Raw genomic sequence first — 18,317 nt, 5'->3', positions numbered from 1 at the left:
GTTTTAACAAAAGCTACTGTTAATGAAATATACTACTACTACTTCTTCATCTTTTTTGATGAAGTCAACATACCATTTGTTATTACTTCTATTCTATTTATTTCACAACTGGAGAAAATGATTGTTGATCCGAATGGATCTACTGGTGGAGATACAAATATTCCAATGACTATTCCTTCTCCTACCTTTTCAATAATAAATGGTGGACTGCCTGGAATAAGTACTTCTTTGCCTTTTAATGCATTTGCTACATTGGTAATTGGATCCTCACAACATACACATTTGCCTTTCGTATTTTTTTGAATGGGTTTGACATTTGGAATCCTTGTTGTGGAAAGTGGGGTAAAAGCTCTTATATTGCAAATTGGAAAATGAACTGGATTAGGATCCATCCCAGGAGATCTATTAATCCCAGATACAATAAAGTTTTTGACCTTAGTTATTTGAATAGTAAGAGGTCCAAAAGTTCCAGTAAGTATGGAAACTACATCTCCTCTAAATTGTTCTAGAACAAATTGCATCGGACAATCACAACAATCGCAAATTGATTTATCAAAGTTAACAGTCCCTGACATTAAACTTGGAGGATGCAAAGTTCCAATAGTTGTTTCTTGTATTTCAACTATTTTACAACTGGAATAAATAATTGTTGATTCTAAAGCTGGTGGTGGGGATACAAATGATCCAATCACGGTTCCTTCTCCTACCTTCTCAATAATAATTGAAGGGTCTTTGGAAACAGATACTTCTTTACCTTTTAATGCATTTGCGACATTGGTAATTGGATCCTCACAACATACACATTCCCCTTTCGTATTTTTTTGAATCGGTTTGACATTTGGAATCCTTGTTGTGGAAAGCGGGGCAAAAGCTCTTATATTGCAAATCGGGATATGAACTGGATTAGGATCCATCCCGGGAGATCTATTAATCCCAGACACAATAAAGTTTTTGACTTCCTTAATTTGGATGGTTAAGCCCCCACCAAAAGGTACTAGAAAAATAGCAGCTTCTTCTTCAATAAACTGTTCTAATGCAAACTGCATCGAACAAACACAACAATCACAAATTGATTTATCAAAGTTGCTAGCCCTCTCCATGAAATTTGAAGCAGGCAAAGTGCCATTTGTTATCTCTAACTCTATTAAAAAATTTATTTTGCAACTGCTAGAAAAGAATGTTGATCCGAATCCTAGCTGTGGGGATTCTAATGTTCCAACTACTATTCCTTCTCCTACTTTCTCAATAATAGCTTGAGCAACAGCAGTAATAAATACTTCCTTACCTTTTAATGCATTTGCGACATTGGTAATGGGATCCTCACAACATACACATTCCCCTTTCGTATTTTTTTGAATTGGTTTGACATTTGGAATCCTTGTTGTGGAAAGTGGTGAAACCAAAACGATATTACAAATCGGAATATGGACTGGATTAGGATCATTTCCGGGAGACGTATTAATCCCAGACACAATAAAGTTTTTGACTTCCGTAATTTGAATTGGTAAAGGTCCAATAATTTCAGTAAGTATTGCAACTTCTTCTCCTATAAACTGTTTTAAAACACATTGCATCGGACAGGCACAACAATCGCAAATGGATTCTTCAAACATGTATTTCATTCCCTTTCAATAAATTTTATTATTTTTCTTACCTCATATTATGAAAAACCGAACTTTTTGCGTGGATTCCTGTCTATATATTAAAAAAATTCGGAATGCTGGGAATCGAGAAGCGATTAGCTCGTTATCCTTAATACAGATTACGAAGCAATCAATACTATAATTAGAATTACTAATAGTAACTTTAGATTGATTCATAGATTATTTTCAAAAATAGAGCGAATTATGCAAATAAACTCTATATCAACAATTACAACCGAAGATATAGAAGCACGTGATAGTCTTGTAATTGGAAATAAATAAACTAAGTCTAGAAATGATTTAATATAAATAGCTAGACTTTTTTTTGCGCAAAATATATTTTAAAAAATGCGCAAAAAAAATTGAAATTCACATTTATGTTATAAATTTTTTTTGATTTTTATTGACTTATACCCTGTGGGGGTATATTATATAAATGTAAGGAGGATGAAGTTATGGGTACAAATCAAAACAATAATGTCTTAAAAACTTGTCATACTGAAGAATCAGAAAGAAAAAGCCATCATTCTGATAAAATGAAAAAAGATCTAATTAAACGTTTGAATCGAATAGAAGGTCAGGTAAGAGGTGTCAAAGGTTTAATTGAAAAAGATACTTATTGTGATGATGTTTTGAATCAGATTGCAGCCGCAAAATCTGCACTAGATAGTGTGGGGAAACTTTTATTAGAAGCTCATATGAGAAGTTGTGTTGTTGATCGTATACAAGAAGGGGAAGATGAGGTTATAGATGAGCTTTTAACTACAGTTCATAAATTATTAAAGTAAAAAAACTTTTTATAGAGTAAAAAAAAGTCTATAGATAAAACAGCTTCATCAGATCATCCCTCAATAAATGAATAATAATTATTATATATGACAAAATATCAAAAGGAGAGTTTTTATGAAAAATCAAATGTTAAAAGTAGAAGGAATGTCTTGTAACCATTGTGTGAATGCTATTGAAAGTACTTTAAAGGAAATCGGTGTTAAGGGTAGTGTGGACCTTAAAAAAGGTTCTGTTGAAGTAAATTATGATGAAACAAAAATAAACTTAACAGCAATAAAGGAAGCGATTGAAGAGCAAGGATATGATGTAGTTTAAATGATAGGATTTATAGTGGGGGATATTTTTTTAAACAAATTTATACCCCCCATAGGTATATAGGAAGGTGAGAATTATGGAGTCTAAACAGCCTATATTAAAACAAACGTCAATACAAATTACAGGTATGACCTGTGCTGCTTGTGCGAATCGAATAGAGAAAGGATTACAAAAAATTGAAGGTGTAAGTGAAGCAAATGTGAATTTTACATTAGAAAAAGCTAACGTCTCATATGATCCAACAAAAGTAAATTATAATCAATTAGAGCAGAAAGTTGAAAAACTAGGTTACGGTACAGTGAAAAGTTCAATTGATTTCAATATTACTGGCATGACTTGTGCTGCTTGTGCGAATCGAATAGAAAAAGGATTGAATAAATTACCTGGTGTGATTAATGCAAATATTAATTTTTCTTTGGAAAGCGCGCATGTTGAGTATTCCTCAGATGAAGTATCAATAAAAGATATGATTCAAAAGGTGGAGAAGTTAGGTTATAAAGCGATACAGAAAGAAGAAAAAGGTAAAGGAGAAAACTATCGAGCTAAAGAAATAAAAAGGCAAAAAGTGAAGTTTATCGTTTCAGCAATTTTATCATTTCCATTACTCTGGGCTATGGTGAGCCATTTCTCCTTTACTTCATTTATTTGGTTGCCAGAGTTATTTATGAATCCTTGGTTCCAGTTTGCATTAGCTACACCTGTTCAGTTTATTATTGGAAAACATTTTTATATTGGAGCCTATAAAGCATTACGTAATAAGAGTGCCAACATGGATGTATTAGTTGCACTTGGTACCTCCGCAGCTTATTTTTATAGTTTGTATTTAACAATTGAATGGAGCTTGATGCTAGAAAAATCCCATGCACCAGCATTATATTATGAAACGAGTGCTGTTCTAATTACCTTAATTATTTTAGGAAAATTGTTTGAAGCATTAGCCAAAGGAAGATCTTCTGAGGCTATTAAATCCTTGATGGGTTTACAAGCAAAAACGGCATTAGTTATCCGTGATGGAGTAGAAGTGAACATACCTGTTGAAGAAGTTAATGTTGGTGAAATATTGATAGTAAAACCAGGAGAAAAAGTGCCTGTTGATGGAAAAGTAGTTGAAGGACATTCTACAATAGATGAATCTATGTTAACTGGCGAAAGTATTCCGATTGAGAAAAATATTGGTGATAACGTGATAGGCGCTACAATGAACAAAAATGGAGTTATTCAAGTTCAGGCAACAAAAGTAGGTAAAGAAACAGCATTAGCACAAATTATCAAGGTAGTGGAAGAAGCTCAGGGCTCTAAAGCCCCAATACAAAGAATTGCTGATCGAATCTCTGGAATTTTTGTTCCAATTGTAGTGGGCATTGCTATATTGGCTTTTCTGATTTGGTACTTCATGATTGAGCCAGGGGAATTTGCAGTTGCATTAGAAATAGCCATTGCGATTTTAGTCATTGCTTGTCCATGTGCTTTAGGTTTAGCAACTCCAACCTCTATCATGGCTGGTTCAGGAAGATCAGCTGAATTCGGTATTTTGTTTAAGGGGGGAGAACATTTGGAATCCACTAAACATATTGAGACAGTTATTTTAGACAAAACGGGAACAATTACAAAAGGTGAACCTGAACTAACTGATGTGTTGACCGAGTTGGATGAATCTGAATTTTTAAGATTTGTGGGCGCAGCAGAAAAAAATTCTGAACATCCTTTAGCAGAAGCGATAGTTAAGGGGATTCTCACCAAAGGAATAGATCTTCCTACAGCTAATGATTTTGAAGCAATTCCAGGATTCGGTATTCGTAGTATCGTTGAAAAAAAAGAAATTCTTGTTGGGACAAGAAATTTAATGCAGGAATACAAAGTTGAGATAAAAAATGCTGAGAATACTATGATCTCGTTAGAACAAGAAGGTAAAACAGCTATGCTAGTAGCAATAGATGGAAAATATGCAGGTTTAATTGCTGTAGCAGATACAATAAAAGAAACATCTAAGGAAGCTGTAGATCGTCTTAAAGAAATGGGTATTCAAGTTATTATGATTACGGGAGATAATAAGAGGACTGCAAAATCGATTGCTGATCAAGTCGGAATTAACGATGTATTAGCTGAGGTTTTACCAACTGGTAAAGCCGAAGAAGTAAAAAAACTTCAGAAACAAGGGAAAAAGGTTGCCATGGTAGGTGATGGTATTAATGATGCCCCCGCTTTAGCTACTGCTGATATTGGAATGGCAATTGGTACTGGAACTGATGTTGCTATGGATGCAGCTGATGTTACCCTTATGAGAGGCGATTTAAACAGTATTCCTGATTCCATTTATATGAGTCGTAAAACAATGACGAATATTAAACAGAATTTATTCTGGGCTCTTGCTTATAATTCACTAGGTATTCCAATTGCAGCAATTGGGTTGTTGGCACCGTGGGTAGCTGGCGCAGCAATGGCACTAAGCTCAGTTTCAGTAGTATTAAATGCATTAAGATTACAAAGGGTAAAAATCTAATCTCCAAGCTTGAAACTGTAACATCCTCAATTCACGAGGGTGTTTTTTTTTGTTATTTAACAATATGATAATCACAACTTTAATCCCTGACATACAATATATAAATTCAACTTAAGAAAGCTCGTAGGATAAAAGAGCTTGAAGACATGAAGGGAGAAAGTGAATGGATTACTTAGATATGTTGGCTAAATTAGGAGTTGGGAATGCCCATCCTGGTGGTTTCTCCGAAACTATTGAACAATTAGAACAATATCCAATTAAGAAAGGATCAACAATATTAGAATTAGGCTGTGGAACAGGTAGAACAGCTTGTTATTTATCAAGTCAGGGATATAAAGTAACAGCAATAGATATTAGAGAGGATATGTTAGAAAAAGCAAGAGCAAGAGCAGAGGCTGAAAACGTAAAAGTGAATTTTATCCAAGCTGATGTAACATCATTACCTTTTGATTCCGATCAGTTTGATGTTGTAATGGTTGAATCAGTTACAATTTTTACAGATCCTAATCTATCATGTAACGAATATTTTCGTGTTTTAAAGCCTAAAGGAACATTATACGACAGGGAAATGATCGTGACCAAAAAAATCCCTGCGAATCATAAGAAGGAAATGATTGAGTTTTATGGATTCAAAAAAATGATGTCAGTACTAGAATGGACTGAACAGTTGTATGAAGCAGGGTTTAGTCATGTTGAAGTTTGGAATTTAGCGAAATTTAATTCAGATATGTGGAAAAAAGAGTTGAAATTTCCTGATGAAAATCAGCAAGCTGATGATGACGTTTATGAAAATATAGAAGTATATAACGCGATGAAAAAATATGAAGAGTTAATGAATGCTTATCACAAATATATTGGTTACGGAGTTTTAATCGGACAGAAATTATAAGTTCTACAACTTAAAAAGAGACCTCTTTATAGAAGGTCTCTTAACTATATTTATATTTATTTACATTTATCTTCTGAACTATCACATAGCAAAGGACATTGATTTACTTCTCGATCACGTAAAAGTCTTACGATTTCACAAACATCACCTTTTGCATCAATAAAGGTTGTAATATCTGGACATATAATAGCTTCTCCTAAATACATGGCTTGAAACTCGATATCTTGTTTACAGAAAAGAGCTCCATAGAATGCTCTGAGAATGCCTGGAGTACCAAAAGTGGCATCAACTGTAACCTGATAAACAGGATTCTTTTCAAACTTTATTCCTAAAGTTGTTAATATATCTTCTAGCCTGCAGTTTGAGATAGGGTCTTCCTTGTCTGGTGGGCCAACAACCATGCGTACAAAGTTGCAATCAGGTTTATTTGGAAGTTTAGTTTGAAGATATCCCGTAATGGAAACTTGTTCGATTGGATCTTGAATATTAAAGTTTAAAACACAATTCAGTGTATTGTCATCTACATAAAATGTATATTGTGTTCGTATATTAATATCAAATAAAGGTGTTTCCTCATTTATAGTTATCTTTTCAGACTTTAAATGATTTTTTTCAAAATCATTATTACTCATTTCTATTTTCACCTCCCTCTTTTCAATTACTTCTATACTATGTACTGATGATTTTAAATGATTGGGTGAAAACAAAGTAAAAAGAGGAAATATGCACTTATCATCATACTTCCTCTTTTAATATTTTATTTAATCATCAAAGTGAACTTTAACACTATTGTAATCTTCATCGTCGTCAGGCAATTTAGGCATGCGAACTTCTAAAATCTGATTTTTATAAATCGCTTTTGAATCATAAGTGTCAATATGTGTAGGAAGATTTATTGTTTGTGAATTCCCACTAGGTAGTCCTTTTATTTTTAGTTTATTTGAATTGAGACCGAGTTTAATTTTTTTATGGTCGATATGTTTTGGAATATATATTTTAGCAATTAAATAGTGATGTATATCTAGTAAATCTGTTTTTAATTCACCGGTATTCGTATTCACTTTGGGTTTACTTGAATCTACATTTGATGATGTTCTTGAAAAAGCTTTTTCTATCGTATCCGAAACATATTTATCAATCCATGATAAATCTAAATTGTTTGGATCTATATTATTTAAATTTGTATTACTCATTTGATCCCTAATAAGCTTATTAAATTGATGTTGATCAAATAAATTACTCATATTACCTACCTCTTTCTTATACATATTATTAACTAGTGTATTCTTATCTATGTAAATGTGTGATTTGACAAAAAGAGCAGAACATCTAAAGAAATGGAAACATACAATAAAATATTGAAACCATGAAAAGGATGTCTGCTTATGCCTGCTATTGTAGGAGCTATAAAAATAATAAGTGTCGGAAGCGGTGCTATTGTTCAATTTGGTGATTCAATTCAAGTATCTCCTGTAAGTTCATCCAAAACTTATGCTGGCTCAGGTTCTTTTAATACTGGGGATTTACCGATTACGAATAACCTCCTTAGTGCAACAAATACTTTTGATCCTGATGTGAAAGATCAAACTCAAGATAACTTTGGTGTTGAGGGGAATGTTATATGAACCTAACTGTTAATCAGAGCATCCAAATTGGCATGATTAAAATAGGAGCAATAACCAATTCATCTTTTTTACAAATAGGTAGTGCAGGTGTCATAAAATGCTTATCTAATCTGTATAATACAGGTGGATATATAGAACCGGCACCCGAACTCGAAGCAATATCAGAAGAAGTCTCAGCTGCTGCTCTGGTTCCTTTGTCACCACCTTCATAATGATATGGACGATGGGGAGGATTATAATGTACCAGGACCCTCAAATGCAACAATATATAAAAAAGCTAACTGATAATTTAATCGAACATCAAAATAAATTAAATGATTTGGAAAAGTTAATGAAACAAATGAAAGAAGATATGAACAAACTCATTGCAAGTAAAAGTAATACGATCGAAAAAATAGAATACAACTTTGATCAACTTAAAGTGGAAACTTTAGAGGGTACATTAAACATAGGCATCACTCCTAGTGGGAATGGTACAATTGAAGAGCTTGAAGTGAATGATCAGACGGAACACGAAGTGCAGCTAGGGGGAGAAATTGAAAGTGACAACCATCAAGGAATCAGAGATGAAATTCATCAACATTTAGATGAGGAAGTTCCAAATGCAATAAGAACATTACAGGAAAAGTTCAATTTAGTCGTTGGTGAAGAATACACACAGGAAATGATTAAAGATATTAAGAAACAAATTGATGGTAGAATTCATTATTATTTGAATAATAATGAAAACAATGAATTAAACCAAGATGAAATTAAAAATAATGTTTTGACAAAAACAAAAAAAGATATAGAGACTTCTATTTTAAATCATTTTCATAAAATTACAGGTAAGGAGAATGAAAACCAATGAAGTTGAATTGCAAAATGAATTTTACAGTGGTAAATAAGGATATTCATGTAGGGGATATTAATATTATTGGTTTGACAGGATCTTCTGTTTTATTAGTGGGAGATACTGAACACATTACAAGTGGTTCTGCTTTTGATACACCTCCTGAAGCATTAATTATTGGACCTCTTGCTCCTTTAGCTCCTGAAACTCCATTCTAAGGAGATCAGCAAATGAAAATAACTTCAAATAGAAGAACTTCCGTAGTTGAAAACATAAAAGTCATTTCTATTACTAGAAGTGCTGTTTTTCAAATAGGTGATTCAGTAGAATTAAACCCTAGGTCATTTGTTTATGCTGTTCAAAGGGCAGTCCCAGTTTATTTTCCAGGTGAAGGGGATTTTGCCCAACTAGAATTATTTCAAGAACCGATTCCACGACCAACAATTACTGAAGATGTAAAAACAACCTTTATTAATGAAAATCCTAACATTTATGTGGACAGTATTCGAATTTTAGGTCTAGGTGGTTCTTCAATTTTACAAGTAGGATCAAATTGTAGTGTAGATACTGAATCCAAGGTAATCAATATAAGACATTTTATCGATCAAGATCTAGATGATCATACGTACATGCCTACACAATATAAAAAGTGAACTCCATACCACATATAGAGGTGGGCGTCTATACACAAAATATTTTTGGATCAAACTATTCACTTATATTAAAAAAACCGACTATAACACAGTCGGTTTCAATTTTAATTTATTATTTTATAGCACTTCCACCTAATACAAAGCGATATTCCCAATGAGTATTTTCAATGTTATTCACTTTAACGCCACCAGATTCTTTAGAGTAAGTGTGTAATATTTTCCCGTCTCCTATATAGATACCTACATGTGTAATACGTTGTTTAGATTTATTGATTCCACTGTAACTGCTTTCCTTGCTACCTTTATAGGACATGAAAAACATAAGATCACCTGGCTGTAAGTTTTTCCAATTCGTTGTTGTATCCCCTATATCTCGCACATAATCTGCTTGTTGTCGAGAATCATATGGTAATTTAACACCTAATGCATCAATAAACGTTCGTCGTACAAAGTCAGAACAATCAAACGTCTTTGTGCTATTTCTATTTGATCCATATTCATATGGTGTTCCTAAATATTTCATTCCCGCTTGAATGATTTGATCTGCAGTGTCATTACCCTGATCTGTATTATTATCTGTATTATTATCTGGGTCTGTTCCATTCTGAGGAGTATTTGTCTCATTATTTTCAGACAATAATTTTATAAATTTTTTACTGGAGCTAACATAACCAGCTTGTCCATTTTTATCCAGTACTTTATACCAGTATTTATTAACTTTTTCTATGATCGTAACATTTTCCCCAGTTTTTAAATAACGCATTCGATCATAACTTGTTGAAGGTCCAGTTCTAAAAGATACACCTCTGACTATAGTTGCATCTGCTATTGAATTTGTATCTTCAGGCGAGTTTAATTCGTTATTATTCCCACTTTCAGTAGTTGGTTTGGTATATTTTTTATTAGCACTTATATACCCAACCTTACCATTTTTATCTTTTACCTCATACCAATTATCATTGACTTTTGAAATGATTTGTACGTCTTCACCTTTTTTAAGCATTCTTATAATGTCACCTGATGTTGATGGTGCTTCTCTAAAGTTTACTCCCCATATCACTTCTGCTGTTTGAAGTTCACTTGCAAAAGCTAGGTTTTGGACAGGTACGATAGTTAGAACTAAAGTGGCTGCTAATGCAGTAGAGATCATTTTTTTCTTTATGTTGAATTTCATGTTGAATTTTCCTCCTAGTAGTTTTTTCAACAAAAATCAACCATTCCCTTAATGAGCTCGATTTCATTTTAACATAGATTCATAGTCAACTAGACAAGCAAGTTATACCAATCCTTCTGAAACTCAAGACATACCTGTTCTTAAGTAGGTTCCGTTACTAGACTAAGGTCTAGGGTTAAATATGGTCCAGAGTCTGTTTTGCAAGTTAAAAGAATCACCTACAATAATATTAAAGAAATAAACTAACAGCGCAGTCGAAGGTGGTGAGAAACATGAAATTTAGTAAAAAGAATTTACTTGCTTTGTTTTTAATACTCTTTGGGGGATTGCTGCTTTTTGATAAAATTGGATTCAATTTAGGCCACAATATTTTTTCTTTCTTGATTCCATTCGTAGTTTTAGGGATTGGTTATCTTGGCATTAAAAATGGGAAGTTTATTGGATGGCCACTATTGATTATTGGAGCTCTCATGGTTTTAGGAAAATTTGCAGGGGTGTTTGGGATTATTTTAGCAATTGGACTTATTTTCTTTGGAGTTCACTTACTGAAAAAAGAGAGAAGGATTGAATAGAAAGGGGTAAAAAAATGAGCCTTGTAAAAAGAATTAGAGATATTAGCGTTGCTACTTTAAATGATAAAATAGAAAATTCTGAAGATCCTGTACGTTTCATTGATAAGTACTTACAAACACAAAAAACTAAATTGACTCAATTAGAAAAGTTGTATCAACAAACGTTAACACATGCACATTCTGTAAAACAGCAATATACGGAGGCTGAAACGACTCGAATAAAAAGAGAAAATCAAGCAGAAATTGCGCTAAAAGCAGGAGAGGAACAGCTTGCAAAGCTAATTTTATTAGAAAAAATGCAAAGTGAAGAAAAAAGTGAACAGTATAGGAAATTGTATGAAGATGGAAAAGCAACCGTTTTGGAATTGGAAGAGCAAATACAAATCTTAAAAGAAGAAGTTCAAGAACTGGTTGATAAAAGAGCATTTTACACAGCAAAAATAGAATCATTACGTTTGCAAAAACAATTAAATCAAGTCAATCATTTTATAGAGAAGCAAGATTATTATGAACAATCTAGATCTATAGATCGAAAGTTTTCTGAATTAGAATTACAGACAAATGCTTTAAGGGAGGTTAGATCTATTGACTCCACCAATACAGGATCATCTCTTGGATCTAAATTACAATCAGAAGTAGAAAATCAATTTGAAGCATTAAAGAAGAAATTAGAACAAAGGAGGTGAATTTGTGATGGCAAACTTATATAGATCGCAGACAGATAAAAAACTAACAGGTCTTTGCGGTGGTTTAGCTGAGTACTTAAATGTGGATGCAAATTTATTAAGAGTTATATTAATTATAACTGCGGTTTTTACCGGCGGCACAGTGATCCTGCTTTATGTTCTTATCAGTTTAGTCATCCCGAAGGAATCTGTACTGCAACCTTCATTTCAAAATCAATATACAGCTAATAATCATTCAAATGTTGAACAGAAATCTCAAACTCAAACAACAACCACTTATGACAGTGGTTCTAAAATAGATGACATGATGAAAGACATTGAAAAAAAAGCAATGCAGCAAGAAATAGAAGAATTAAAATCAAAATTAGCTAAATATGAGAAAGGGGAAAAAAATAATGGGAGTTTTTAAAAGAATTTCAGATATGACAAAAGCATCTTTGCATGAGGTATTAGATAAAATTGAGGATCCGATTGTGATGTTAAATCAATACTTAAGAGATATGGAAGAAGAAATTGCAAAAGCCGAAGTGACTGTAGCTAAACAATTAGCAAATGAACGCATGCTAAAACAAAGAATAGATGAAATGGTGGGCAATAGTAAAAGTAAGGAATTGAAAGCATCAGAGGTTTTGAAAAACGGTCAGGATGATGAAGCGAAGGCAATACTTGAACAAAAAATACAACTAGATGAAAAAATTGAAGAGCTTACTAAAATGCATTTAATTTCAAAATCTCAAGCTGATGAATTGAAAGATCAGCTGCATGAAATGAAAGAAGAATTTTATAAAATGCGTAACAAACGCAATGAGTTAGCTTCAAGATCTCAGCTAGCAGATACTAAGAAACAAATGTCCCAATTAACAGATCATCAACAAATTGATCGTGGCAATGCTGCATCTGGGTTTAGAAGAGTAGAAGAAAAAATTGTTCAAAAAGAAATAGAGTCACAAGTATTTAGCAGTCAGGAATTTACAAAAACTAATATCACAAACATGAATCCTGCAAATAAAGAAAAGCTAGAAGCTGAATTTAAAGCCTTAAAAGATAAAGCTGCAAAAACAAAATAAGAGAATTAGATCAAAACTTATACCCAAAATTTGTACAATTATGTTATGCTATTAAAGGATTAAGCCATACGGTTTGTTATTGCCGCTATGGCTTTTCATGGCTTTTAGTTTAGAATTGTTTTACATTGATTTGAATCATATAACCATACTCAAGGAAAGGGAGGGAGCGACAATATGAAGGAGCGGAGTAACCGTAATACTGCTTTAGTTTTGATATTTGCTGGGCTATATTTATTGTTTGGTAATTTGATTGGCTTTTTAACTGTTGCTGCCCTAATATTGATATGGTTTGGTGCGAAACGTGTCCGTATAGGAGAAAAGAATAAAGGCTACCTCTTAGTTGTTGTTGGAATTATTATATTGATTAGTAATCATGTCATGTTTGTTGTTGGTTTAGTTTTAATTGCTTTTGGATATTTTTATATGAAATCTGATAAGCAGAAATTAGATGAACCATTTATGCAGAAACAAAACATAGTACAAAGTATTAAGTGGGATAAGAAACAATGGACTTTGAAAAATATGATGATTCGTTCTGTTGTAGGAGAAATCAAAATGGATGTTTCACATGCACTTATAGAGGAAAAAGAATCAAAAGTTGTTATGCAAGGTATCGTGGGTGACATTGATATTATTGTCCCTGATCATATTGGTGTTATGCTTGAATCAACTATTACAATTGGAGAGATTGGGTTAAACTGGGAAAAAGAAGCGGGGATCATGAATAAATGTACATGGACTTCCCCAAATTATGCTACTTCTGATGTGAAAATCCACTTTGTTGTATCTTATATTATAGGAGATATAAATATAAAGATCATCTAGTCTTACCCCAAAAACTGTATGTTAATCATTGCAGGGTCAAAACCCCAAAAGTGGAGTGAAACTTAGGTCAGAAATTTACGTATTTCATTGTAATTGTAATGTCAACAAGTTAATGATTGATTATTTTTATATATGTTCTATGAAGGAGGGGAGTTACTATGCGACGCAATAAAAAAAAGCTAACAAATATGATATGGAGAAACATGGGGGAATCTATAATTGCTTCTGTACTTATTTTTCTCATCGTTATATATTTTTTAGAAACCAATGAATATTTAAATCGTATTGAGCCATGGTTAATGGTTAAGCATAGTCTCACCCTCTTTGTTATTGTTCTTGTCGTTGGTGCGTTGTTTGGTTTTTTACAAAGCAATAAAATTAAAAAAAGGTTAGATCGTTTACATGATTCAATGCTTTTGTTAGAGAAAGGAAATTTACCAAAAGATATTCCTTCATTAGGTGAAGATGAAATAGGTAGATTAGCAGATCAATTAAGCGAAATTAGAACAAAGTGGGAGGATCAAATTACCTCACTGCAAAGATTATCAACAAATAATGCACAACTTGCAGAAAAGGCTCGTTTTTCTGCTGTTACTGAGGAACGTCAAAGATTAGCTCGTGAATTACATGATGCAGTCAGCCAACAGCTATTTGCCATTTCTATGACAGCAACAGCAGTAGGAAGGACATTGAATATAGATTTTGAGAAAGCAAAAAGGCAAGTATCACTCATAGAAGAGATGGCATCTGTAGCTCAATCTGAAATGAGAGCTCTTTTGTTGCACTTACGCCCTGTTCACTTGGAAGGAAAAAGATTGTCACAAGGACTACATGAGTTGTTACATGAGTTGAACTCTAAGGTTCCTATACATATTACGTTAGATATGGATGACAATCTCGAACTCACTAAAGGTGTAGAGGATCATATTTTTAGAATCATTCAAGAAGCTTTATCCAATACATTACGACATTCTAAAGCATCTGAGATGGAAATTAAGTGTTCTTATAATGGAAGTATTGTTCGTTTAATGATTCAGGATAATGGTGTAGGTTTTGACATGAATGTTCAAAAGCATGCATCTTATGGTATTGTCTCCATGAAAGAACGAATTAATGAAATCGGCGGATCTATTCAGTTTATTACCGCACCTGGGAAAGGAACAAGAATTGAAATACGTATTCCTGTTGTGAACGAAAGAAAGGGTGAGCAAGATGTCCATTCCAATTAAGGTTTTAATTGTAGATGACCACGAAATGGTTAGAATTGGCCTCTCAGCTGTTTTAAGTACAGAGGAAGATATTGAGATTATAGGTGAGGCAAGTAATGGGGAGGAGGGAATCAGGCTCGCGCAAAATTATGATCCTGATGTTGTATTGATGGATCTGGTAATGGAAGAAATGGACGGAATAGAAACAACAAAAAAACTATTAAAACTTAAACCCGAATGTAAAGTAATTGTACTTACCAGTTATTTAGATGATGAAAAGGTTTACCCAGTAATTGAAGCGGGAGCCTTTAGTTACTTATTGAAAACCTCTCGTGCAACTGAAATTGCTCAAGCCATTCGTTCAGCTATGAATGGTCATCCTATTCTTGAATCCCAAGTGGCATCAAAGATTATGAACCGCTTTAGAAAAACACAACAAGAAAAAGCACCTCATGAAGAATTAACCGAACGTGAAATGGAAGTATTAAGACTCATAGCAAAAGGTAAGTCAAATCAAGATGTTGCTGATGAACTTTATATCGGTGTAAAGACAGTTAAATTCCATGTGACGAATATATTAGCAAAGCTTGGAGTTGAAGATAGAACTCAAGCTGCGATTTATGCTTTTAAACATAGTTTAGCAGAGTAACAGTGAACTCGTTTAAACATCGTGGAATCAGATGGAGACTCTACTCCACCTGATTAAAAGATCCCACTTTATAATAAAAGTGGGATGAGGCTCCTTTAAGAGCTTTTGTTCAGATATTGAGCTGACCGATATATGTTATACTAAATTAAAAGAAACTTGTATCAAACAATAAATTAATATCTGAAAGCTCAATTTTATATTTTGTGCCGAATTCTAATTCTGATGTAAAACCAACTTCATTAGGATAAAAGCCGATTCCTTCTTGGAAAGTCGCGGCTTTCTTTTTTTTGCTTCCTTTTTGTTTTCTGTTACTTTTCTTCTTTAATTTTGGTGTACTGGTATGATTAAATTCATTAAAATATAGTCTTCGTCTGCTGTCGATCCGACTCAGAATTCCAAAATGTTCTTTTCCATCATTAGTTAGGACTAATAATGGATTTCCTATATGTTTGCTTATGTTTTCCTCATCCAGTTGTATAGGAAACATAGGCTTTCACCTCCTACAAATATTCATATATTTAACATATTCAGAAGTTGAATATTTGGAATAGACGAATAACTAGATGAGTTAAGCCCAATTTTGAGTGTTATTTCATTACATGGATATTGAATCATATAATTTGATTATGCTACACTTCTAAAAGGTACATAGAAAAATACGGATGAAAGAATGATGATGAGATGAATAATAATTTAAGCAGTCAATCAGGTGTTACGTTTTTTATTTTTGGAGCAACTGGGGATTTGGCAAAACGTAAGTTGTATCCAGCAATTTATAGTTTATTTAGAGAAGGAAAGCTGTCTGAAAAGTTTGCAGTGATTGGATTAGCCAGAAGACATCGTTCTATTGAAGAATTTCAAAATGACGTATATCATTCAATTCAAGAGTTTGCTCGATTTGATATATCAAAGGATGATAACTGGCAAAGTTTTGTAAATCATTTTGAATATATGTCACTAAACACTAATGACAAAGATGCTTTTAATGAGTTAAATCAATTAACAGAATCTTTAGAACAAAAATTTAATATTAAAGGTAATCGTTTATTTTATTTAGCTCTAGCACCTCAACTCTTTGGGCAGGTCGCAAATAACTTAAGGGAAGGTGGACTTCTTCAAAGTGCTGGATGGCATCGAGTGGTGATTGAAAAACCATTTGGGTATGACTTGAAATCTGCTGAGGATTTAAATACACAAATAAGAGAAGTGTTTGAAGAGGAAGAAATATATCGAATCGATCACTATCTTGGGAAGGAAATGATTCAAAACATAGAAGTTATTCGTTTCGCAAATGCGTTTTTTGAACCATTATGGAACAATAAGTACATAGCAAATATCCAGATTACATTAAGTGAAACGGTCGGTGTAGGTGATCGTGGTGGGTATTATGAGAATTCAGGTGCATTAAGAGATATGGCACAAAATCATATGCTGCAAATGGTAGCAATGATGGCTATGGAACCGCCAAGCAGAATGGAATCTGAAGATATAAGAGATGAAAAAGTGAAAGTATTACGTTCCATTCGATCATATAAAGATGCTCAAGAAGTACAAGAAAGTGTCGTAAGAGCACAATATACTGAGGGTGAATTAAATAATAAAATAGTGAAAGCTTACCGGGATGAAGATTCTGTTTCCAAAACCTCAAATACAGAAACCTTTTTTGCAGCGGAATTGTACGTAGATAATTTTCGTTGGGCAGGCGTTCCATTTTATGTTCGTACAGGTAAAAGATTACCGGCTAAAGCGACAGAAGTTGTTGTGGAATTTAAAAATATTCCAGAAAACGTGTATTTCGCAAAAACGAACTCATTAGAGCCAAACTTGTTAGTATTCCGTGTCAATCCTCAGGAAGGTATTTATATTAAATTTAATGCTAAAAAACCAGGTGGAGAATCCATGATTATTCCAGTAGCTATGGATTTTTGCCAAAGCTGTGAAGTGGGGTTGAATACACCTGAAGCCTATGAAAGATTAGTGTTTGATGCGATTCGCGGAGATTCAACTTATTTTACTCGTTGGGATGAAGTAGCATCTGCATGGAAATACATTGATTCTATCTCAGAATCTTGGTTATCATCTGATGGAAGTGATCTGCAGTATTATGAAGCGGGTACATGGGGACCACAAGGAATGAAAGAACTATTAGAGAAAAAAGGCTTTAAGTGGTGGCCAGTGCATGGACAAGAAGAAGCTGAAGTTACATGGGTTCAGGTTAAAAGTGAAAAATAGGAGGAGTTACTATGTTTAAAATATATGATATATCGATGACGATACATGAAGAAATGCAAGTATATAAAAATAAAGAAGAAAAAAAACCAAAAATTGAAACTGCATCTGATTTTTCCAACTCATCGGCTTTTGAATCGATTTTAAGTTTGAACGTACATACTGGAACACATCTAGATGCTCCGTTACATATGATTGAGGGTGGAGAGACGATTGAGTCCATCCCATTAGAAAATTTAGTATCTACGGCACGTGTGTTAGATTTAACACACGTTGAAGGGCAAATTGGAAAAAGTGATTTAGAACCTTTTGCGATTCAAGAAGGGGAATGGATCTTATTTAAAACAAAAAATTCATTATCTGAACAATTTGATTTTAACTTTGTTTATTTAAATGAAGACGGTGCAGCTTATTTAAAAGAGATCAATGTGAAGGGGATCGGCACAGATGGATTAGGTATTGAACGTGCTCAACCTGATCATGAAACACATAAAATATTATTTGAAAATAACATTATTATAGTTGAAGGACTTCGTCTAAAGGAGGTTCCATCAGGGACTTATTTTATGGTAATCGCTCCTTTAAAATTAGAAGGTATTGATGCTGCCCCAGCACGTGCGTTATTATTGGGACAGTAAAGAAAAGCTCTCAAAAATATTTT

23 protein-coding genes and 1 pseudogene are annotated in these 18,317 nt (G+C 33.3%); 19 read left to right on the top strand and 5 right to left on the bottom strand.

Going from position 1 to position 18,317, the window contains the following annotated elements:
- Positions 1 to 38: 38 nt before the first annotated feature.
- Positions 39 to 1,613, bottom strand: a complete 1,575-nt coding sequence (locus VQL36_RS16945) for a hypothetical protein (protein WP_349250450.1) — start codon at positions 1,611 to 1,613, stop codon at positions 39 to 41.
- A 144-nt stretch (positions 1,614 to 1,757) separates the two neighbouring features.
- Here VQL36_RS16945 and VQL36_RS16940 point away from each other — a divergent pair.
- From VQL36_RS16940 to VQL36_RS16920, 5 genes and pseudogenes are all read left to right on the top strand, one after another.
- Positions 1,758 to 1,925: pseudogene (locus VQL36_RS16940) on the top strand (ATP-binding protein); the annotation flags it as partial.
- 173 nt (positions 1,926 to 2,098) lie between these two features.
- Positions 2,099 to 2,431, top strand: coding sequence for a metal-sensitive transcriptional regulator (locus VQL36_RS16935; RefSeq protein WP_349250449.1), 333 nt, complete (start codon positions 2,099 to 2,101; stop codon positions 2,429 to 2,431).
- Between the two features lie 115 nt (positions 2,432 to 2,546).
- Positions 2,547 to 2,747: a copper ion binding protein gene (locus VQL36_RS16930; RefSeq protein WP_349250448.1), complete on the top strand. Its 201-nt coding sequence runs from the start codon at positions 2,547 to 2,549 to the stop codon at positions 2,745 to 2,747.
- Positions 2,748 to 2,823: 76 nt separating this feature from the next.
- Positions 2,824 to 5,247, top strand: coding sequence for a heavy metal translocating P-type ATPase (locus tag VQL36_RS16925; protein ID WP_349250447.1), 2,424 nt, complete (start codon positions 2,824 to 2,826; stop codon positions 5,245 to 5,247).
- Between the two features lie 163 nt (positions 5,248 to 5,410).
- Positions 5,411 to 6,136, top strand: coding sequence for a class I SAM-dependent methyltransferase (locus VQL36_RS16920; RefSeq protein WP_349250446.1), 726 nt, complete (start codon positions 5,411 to 5,413; stop codon positions 6,134 to 6,136).
- 56 nt (positions 6,137 to 6,192) lie between these two features.
- Here the strand turns inward: VQL36_RS16920 and VQL36_RS16915 are convergent, their stop codons facing one another.
- Both VQL36_RS16915 and VQL36_RS16910 read right to left on the bottom strand, forming a co-directional pair.
- Positions 6,193 to 6,768: a hypothetical protein gene (locus VQL36_RS16915; RefSeq protein ID WP_349250445.1), complete on the bottom strand. Its 576-nt coding sequence runs from the start codon at positions 6,766 to 6,768 to the stop codon at positions 6,193 to 6,195.
- 129 nt (positions 6,769 to 6,897) lie between these two features.
- On the bottom strand, positions 6,898 to 7,380 hold the full coding sequence (locus VQL36_RS16910) for an Hsp20/alpha crystallin family protein (RefSeq protein WP_349250444.1): 483 nt from the start codon (positions 7,378 to 7,380) through the stop codon (positions 6,898 to 6,900).
- A gap of 141 nt (positions 7,381 to 7,521) precedes the next feature.
- Between VQL36_RS16910 and VQL36_RS16905 the strand changes: the two genes are divergently transcribed.
- Genes VQL36_RS16905 through VQL36_RS16885 form a run of 5 tightly spaced genes read left to right on the top strand, consistent with a single transcriptional unit; the run spans position 7,522 to position 9,246 of the window.
- On the top strand, positions 7,522 to 7,761 hold the full coding sequence (locus tag VQL36_RS16905; RefSeq protein ID WP_160645729.1) for a spore germination protein: 240 nt from the start codon (positions 7,522 to 7,524) through the stop codon (positions 7,759 to 7,761).
- Positions 7,758 to 7,973, top strand: a complete 216-nt coding sequence (locus VQL36_RS16900) for a spore germination protein GerPB (protein ID WP_349250443.1) — start codon at positions 7,758 to 7,760, stop codon at positions 7,971 to 7,973. The genes VQL36_RS16905 and VQL36_RS16900 overlap by 4 nt, the downstream gene beginning before the upstream one ends.
- Positions 7,974 to 7,999: 26 nt before the next feature.
- On the top strand, positions 8,000 to 8,611 hold the full coding sequence (gene gerPC / locus VQL36_RS16895) for a spore germination protein GerPC (protein WP_349250442.1): 612 nt from the start codon (positions 8,000 to 8,002) through the stop codon (positions 8,609 to 8,611).
- A 14-nt stretch (positions 8,612 to 8,625) separates the two neighbouring features.
- Entirely contained in the window at positions 8,626 to 8,811 is a 186-nt protein-coding gene (locus tag VQL36_RS16890; protein ID WP_349251205.1) for a spore gernimation protein GerPD, read from the top strand.
- Positions 8,812 to 8,823: 12 nt separating this feature from the next.
- Positions 8,824 to 9,246 carry a spore germination protein GerPE gene (locus tag VQL36_RS16885; protein WP_349250441.1) on the top strand — a complete coding sequence of 141 codons (423 nt, stop codon included), beginning with the start codon at positions 8,824 to 8,826 and terminating at the stop codon, positions 9,244 to 9,246.
- Between the two features lie 112 nt (positions 9,247 to 9,358).
- Here VQL36_RS16885 and VQL36_RS16880 read toward each other — a convergent pair whose 3' ends face one another.
- Entirely contained in the window at positions 9,359 to 10,420 is a 1,062-nt protein-coding gene (locus VQL36_RS16880; RefSeq protein ID WP_349250440.1) for an SH3 domain-containing C40 family peptidase, read from the bottom strand.
- A 272-nt stretch (positions 10,421 to 10,692) separates the two neighbouring features.
- On the opposite strand from VQL36_RS16880, the gene VQL36_RS16875 reads away from it, so the two are divergent.
- The 7 genes from VQL36_RS16875 (at position 10,693) to VQL36_RS16845 (ending at position 15,427) form a co-directional block, all read left to right on the top strand.
- On the top strand, positions 10,693 to 10,992 hold the full coding sequence (locus VQL36_RS16875) for a LiaF transmembrane domain-containing protein (protein ID WP_349250439.1): 300 nt from the start codon (positions 10,693 to 10,695) through the stop codon (positions 10,990 to 10,992).
- A gap of 14 nt (positions 10,993 to 11,006) precedes the next feature.
- Positions 11,007 to 11,678 (top strand): PspA/IM30 family protein, encoded by a 672-nt coding sequence (locus tag VQL36_RS16870; protein WP_349250438.1) that lies wholly within the window; start codon positions 11,007 to 11,009, stop codon positions 11,676 to 11,678.
- 7 nt (positions 11,679 to 11,685) lie between these two features.
- Entirely contained in the window at positions 11,686 to 12,087 is a 402-nt protein-coding gene (locus tag VQL36_RS16865) for a PspC domain-containing protein (protein WP_349250437.1), read from the top strand.
- The gene (locus VQL36_RS16860; RefSeq protein WP_349250436.1) at positions 12,074 to 12,745 is read left to right on the top strand and encodes a PspA/IM30 family protein; all 672 of its coding nucleotides are present in this window, start codon (positions 12,074 to 12,076) and stop codon (positions 12,743 to 12,745) included. The genes VQL36_RS16865 and VQL36_RS16860 overlap by 14 nt, the downstream gene beginning before the upstream one ends.
- Positions 12,746 to 12,919: 174 nt before the next feature.
- The gene (liaF, locus tag VQL36_RS16855) at positions 12,920 to 13,570 is read left to right on the top strand and encodes a cell wall-active antibiotics response protein LiaF (protein ID WP_349250435.1); all 651 of its coding nucleotides are present in this window, start codon (positions 12,920 to 12,922) and stop codon (positions 13,568 to 13,570) included.
- Between the two features lie 158 nt (positions 13,571 to 13,728).
- Positions 13,729 to 14,799: a sensor histidine kinase gene (locus VQL36_RS16850; protein WP_349250434.1), complete on the top strand. Its 1,071-nt coding sequence runs from the start codon at positions 13,729 to 13,731 to the stop codon at positions 14,797 to 14,799.
- Positions 14,783 to 15,427 carry a response regulator transcription factor gene (locus tag VQL36_RS16845; RefSeq protein ID WP_349250433.1) on the top strand — a complete coding sequence of 215 codons (645 nt, stop codon included), beginning with the start codon at positions 14,783 to 14,785 and terminating at the stop codon, positions 15,425 to 15,427. Before VQL36_RS16850 ends, VQL36_RS16845 begins: the two co-directional genes overlap by 17 nt.
- Positions 15,428 to 15,572: 145 nt before the next feature.
- Here VQL36_RS16845 and VQL36_RS16840 read toward each other — a convergent pair whose 3' ends face one another.
- On the bottom strand, positions 15,573 to 15,914 hold the full coding sequence (locus VQL36_RS16840) for a hypothetical protein (protein ID WP_349250432.1): 342 nt from the start codon (positions 15,912 to 15,914) through the stop codon (positions 15,573 to 15,575).
- A gap of 194 nt (positions 15,915 to 16,108) precedes the next feature.
- Here VQL36_RS16840 and zwf point away from each other — a divergent pair, with 194 nt between their 5' ends.
- Entirely contained in the window at positions 16,109 to 17,659 is a 1,551-nt protein-coding gene (gene zwf / locus VQL36_RS16835) for a glucose-6-phosphate dehydrogenase (RefSeq protein WP_349250431.1), read from the top strand.
- Positions 17,660 to 17,670: 11 nt separating this feature from the next.
- The gene (locus VQL36_RS16830; RefSeq protein WP_349250430.1) at positions 17,671 to 18,294 is read left to right on the top strand and encodes a cyclase family protein; all 624 of its coding nucleotides are present in this window, start codon (positions 17,671 to 17,673) and stop codon (positions 18,292 to 18,294) included.
- The last annotated feature ends 23 nt before the right edge of the window (positions 18,295 to 18,317 follow it).

It is taken from the genome of Chengkuizengella sp. SCS-71B (assembly GCF_040100845.1).
Lineage (GTDB): Bacteria > Bacillota > Bacilli > Paenibacillales > KCTC-33759 > Chengkuizengella.
Note: the sequence above shows the minus strand (reverse complement) of the source record. Positions and strands in the feature narration are given on the sequence as shown.